This window comes from Moorena sp. SIO3I6 (assembly GCF_010672095.1).
This window is the reverse complement of the sequence record NZ_JAAHHU010000542.1, coordinates 1-2,870: the sequence shown is the minus strand read 5'-3', so window position 1 is coordinate 2,870 and position 2,870 is coordinate 1. Positions and strand designations below refer to the sequence as shown.

General features: G+C 40.4%; 7 protein-coding genes. 3 read left to right on the top strand and 4 right to left on the bottom strand.

Going from position 1 to position 2,870, the window contains the following annotated elements; genetic code table 11:
• The coding region (locus F6K49_RS39225) for a DUF4407 domain-containing protein (protein ID WP_293105962.1) at nucleotides 1-458 on the top strand (458 nt) is incomplete at its 5' end.
• Nucleotides 459-584: 126 nt separating this feature from the next.
• On the opposite strand, the gene F6K49_RS39220 is transcribed toward F6K49_RS39225, so the two are convergent.
• Entirely contained in the window at nucleotides 585-866 is a 282-nt protein-coding gene (locus F6K49_RS39220) for a hypothetical protein (RefSeq protein WP_293073849.1), read from the bottom strand.
• Nucleotides 867-883: 17 nt separating this feature from the next.
• Nucleotides 884-1,027 carry a hypothetical protein gene (locus F6K49_RS39215; RefSeq protein ID WP_293073847.1) on the bottom strand — a complete coding sequence of 48 codons (144 nt, stop codon included), beginning with the start codon at nucleotides 1,025-1,027 and terminating at the stop codon, nucleotides 884-886.
• Between the two features lie 177 nt (nucleotides 1,028-1,204).
• Here F6K49_RS39215 and F6K49_RS39210 point away from each other — a divergent pair, with 177 nt between their 5' ends.
• A complete protein-coding gene (locus F6K49_RS39210) occupies nucleotides 1,205-1,645 on the top strand; it encodes a pentapeptide repeat-containing protein (protein ID WP_293066852.1) in 441 nt (146 codons plus the stop codon).
• A 144-nt stretch (nucleotides 1,646-1,789) separates the two neighbouring features.
• Nucleotides 1,790-2,047: a hypothetical protein gene (locus tag F6K49_RS39205; protein WP_293105957.1), complete on the top strand. Its 258-nt coding sequence runs from the start codon at nucleotides 1,790-1,792 to the stop codon at nucleotides 2,045-2,047.
• A 91-nt stretch (nucleotides 2,048-2,138) separates the two neighbouring features.
• On the opposite strand, the gene F6K49_RS53820 is transcribed toward F6K49_RS39205, so the two are convergent.
• Together F6K49_RS53820 and F6K49_RS39200 are read right to left on the bottom strand one after the other, a co-directional pair.
• Entirely contained in the window at nucleotides 2,139-2,309 is a 171-nt protein-coding gene (locus F6K49_RS53820) for a transposase (protein ID WP_366514288.1), read from the bottom strand.
• Between the two features lie 38 nt (nucleotides 2,310-2,347).
• Nucleotides 2,348-2,815 carry a transaldolase family protein gene (locus F6K49_RS39200; RefSeq protein WP_293105965.1) on the bottom strand — a complete coding sequence of 156 codons (468 nt, stop codon included), beginning with the start codon at nucleotides 2,813-2,815 and terminating at the stop codon, nucleotides 2,348-2,350.
• Nucleotides 2,816-2,870: the final 55 nt, after the last annotated feature.

Sequence of the window (2,870 nt, the reverse complement as noted above, 5' to 3'; positions counted from 1 at the left end):
TTCAAGACAAACGAAACTATGCAGATGAGATAAAACAACAATTCATTGAATTAGATAATAAAGTTAAGGAGAAAGAGGATAAAATAGATAAGCTTAAAGAACGTAACCTAATTTTGCAGTCACCAGAGAGTAACTTAGAACAACTGAATCAAGAAAAAATTGATAAAGAATCAAATGGCTTCTTAGCCCGCCTTGTTGCTTTAGAAGAACTATCTAAAGATGATCCGAATATTCGTAATATTAATTGGCTAATAACTGCCTTATTCGTCACTATTGAAATCTCACCTATATTAGTTAAACTTTTGTCTGGCAAAGGTCCTTATGATTATTTACTTGAGCAGAAAGAAAGTCAGGAAGTTTATAATGAATATTTCCGCATTCAAAAAGAACAAAGACTTCAGTTATCTGAAGGAAAATCAAAACAATACATGAAAAAAATTAAGGAGTTTGAAGAGTAAATTCCAAAAACAAAATACAGCGGTTTGCAATTCACTAAGGAATTTTTTTATAAATAAATTTTCTATGATTAAAAAATAGTGCTAGACAATATGTTCTTCAAGGATACTAAAAAAGTAAGCTGTTGCTTAATAATGGAATGATTTTAAGAGTAGGTGCGCGCCTCCAAGGGCGCGAGGGATTGCTCGCGCCCTTGGGTCACACCTGTAGAATGGGCATCTTGCCCGTTCGAGAGGCATCTTGCGTGGAACTGGCATCTTGCCAGTTTCAATGTCTTGATGCAGTCCCTCATGGGGGAAACCACGGCAGTCGCTCATGGGGGGAACCCCCAAGACCGCGCTGCCTTCCCAAGACCGCGCTGCATCGCTATATTTTCGCGCGGGCAGGATGCCCACTCTACTCCTATTCATTAAAAAAGTATTTATACTCAGTAAAGTCTGTTTTTTTGCGTTCGCGTAGCGGCTCGTACCGAGCATCCCGTAGCGTGACCATTCGCGTAGCGTGGCCTAAAGGCCAAGGTCAATCGCTTCCCTTCAGAATTCCGTAACTTATATACTACTTTTTGAAGCATCGCTATTGCCTATTGCCTCTTGCCTCTTGCCTATTGCCTCTTGCCTTAAAACCATAAGCAATGTCCCTCAAACCTTGCTGAAAATTGCCCTATAGTCCCCTCTTCAAAACTCCTACAAAAATTGATATAGTTACCTTTGTCAGCAACGTTTAATCACAAGGAGGATTAGAGCAATTCATGAAGTACGCTAAGTACTTTCTACACCTGGCAGCCTTTCTACTAGCACTAACTATTCTAGTGTTGCCTCTGCCAGCCCAAGCCCAAAGCGCTGCCACCATTAACGCTAACTTTGAAAACAAGGATCTAAGCGGTCAGGATAAATCCGGTCAAGACTTCAGTTACCTTGTTTTTAGCAATGTCAATTTACAGTCAGCAAACTTGAGCAACGCTAAGTTTATAGGTGCGGATATTACCAAAGTTGATTTCACGAATGCTAATCTACATGGAGCCAATTTTAGCGATGCATTCATTAATGTATGTAACTTCAAGGGAGCAGACTTAACCGATGCAGTCTTTGAATATGCATTCATTTCGAAATCTAAATTTAATGGTGCAGATATTACTGGCGCTGACTTCGAGAAAGCAATTTTGGTTCGAGGAAGCAATTTTGGATTATAACCAAGACCGGAAGCTATGCGAAAGCAAAAATGCTTCTGGTACTAATCCTATAACTCGTGTTGATACTCGCGATTCTTTAGGATGTTATTGAAATTAATCTAAGTATTCAGCTGTCAGCTGTCAGCTGTCAGCCGTCAGTGGTCAGTGGTCAGTGGTCAGCCGTTGGCCTTTGCCTGTTCCCGTAGCGTGGGCGTAGCGCATAAGTTAAAAGTAAGCATTCAGCTATCAGCTATCAGCTATCAGCCAATGGCCAAGGCCAAAGGCCACGCTACGCGAATGGCCACGCTACTTGAGGAGCAAACCGTTTTGAATAAAAGAGGTAAGGATTTGTTTAATCTCTGTCTTGATGCAATAGCGAGTGGGGGAAACCCCCAAGACCGCGCTGCATCGCTTTTACGTTAGAGGCTAGAAGCCTGTGCCACAAAGCTGACGGCTGACCACTGACGGCTGAATGCTTACAGTTAAAAGCTGTTCCCGTAGCGTGGGCGTAGCGCTAATCGCTGATAGTTGATAGCTGAATGCTTACCATAAAAATCCTGCTACTACCTGATTTAAAGGATGAAATCAAGTCAGATAAGTTATTGTTGGAATAAAAATTTACTATCAAGTGAACATGATATGCTTCACCCTTGAATGCCTCTAGCTTCCATTTATGTATTGTCACTCTATCTGCCTGTTTTCTTATCCAAAACTCAGGTCACATTAAGTTTCAAAAGCTAATTTATCACCAAAGACTTGTTGCCAATCAGTATTAAATTGTTCAACTGCCAAAGGTATAGCCGGATGTGAAACCATTTGTCCCATTATACCTACAGGCAAAGTAATAGCACCAACCCCTGCTTGTAATACCTCTAAAACTTGACGCGGATTTTTAAAACTAGCAGGTAATAAACAACAACTTAGCTGTTGTTGTTGGACAAGTTGTTGAAGTTGCTCCACAACTGTTACACCATTTCCCCCAAAAACATCAATTCGATTTACATAAGGAGCTAAATAATCTGCACCTGCTAGTGCAGCTAAAAAACCTTGTTGAACTGTATAAATTGCCGTAGCTAATAGAGGTATCTGCTTCTGATGTAACTTTTTTATTGCCACGAGACCTATTTCCGTGGCCGGAATTTTAACCACAATATCATAGGGTAAAGCTGTTATTTTATCAGCTTCAACGATAATTTAATCTACAGATTGACTGATAACTTGAATGTGAAAACGTGCATCATTTCCT

Excerpts from the sequence above, each read along its gene's own strand:
- F6K49_RS39210 (WP_293066852.1), top strand. The coding sequence starts at position 1,205 with ATGAAGTACGCTAAGTACTTTCTACACCTGGCAGCCTTTCTACTAGCA.
- F6K49_RS39215 (WP_293073847.1), bottom strand. The coding sequence starts at position 1,027 with ATGCTTCAAAAAGTAGTATATAAGTTACGGAATTCTGAAGGGAAGCGA.
- F6K49_RS39220 (WP_293073849.1), bottom strand. The coding sequence starts at position 866 with ATGAATAGGAGTAGAGTGGGCATCCTGCCCGCGCGAAAATATAGCGAT.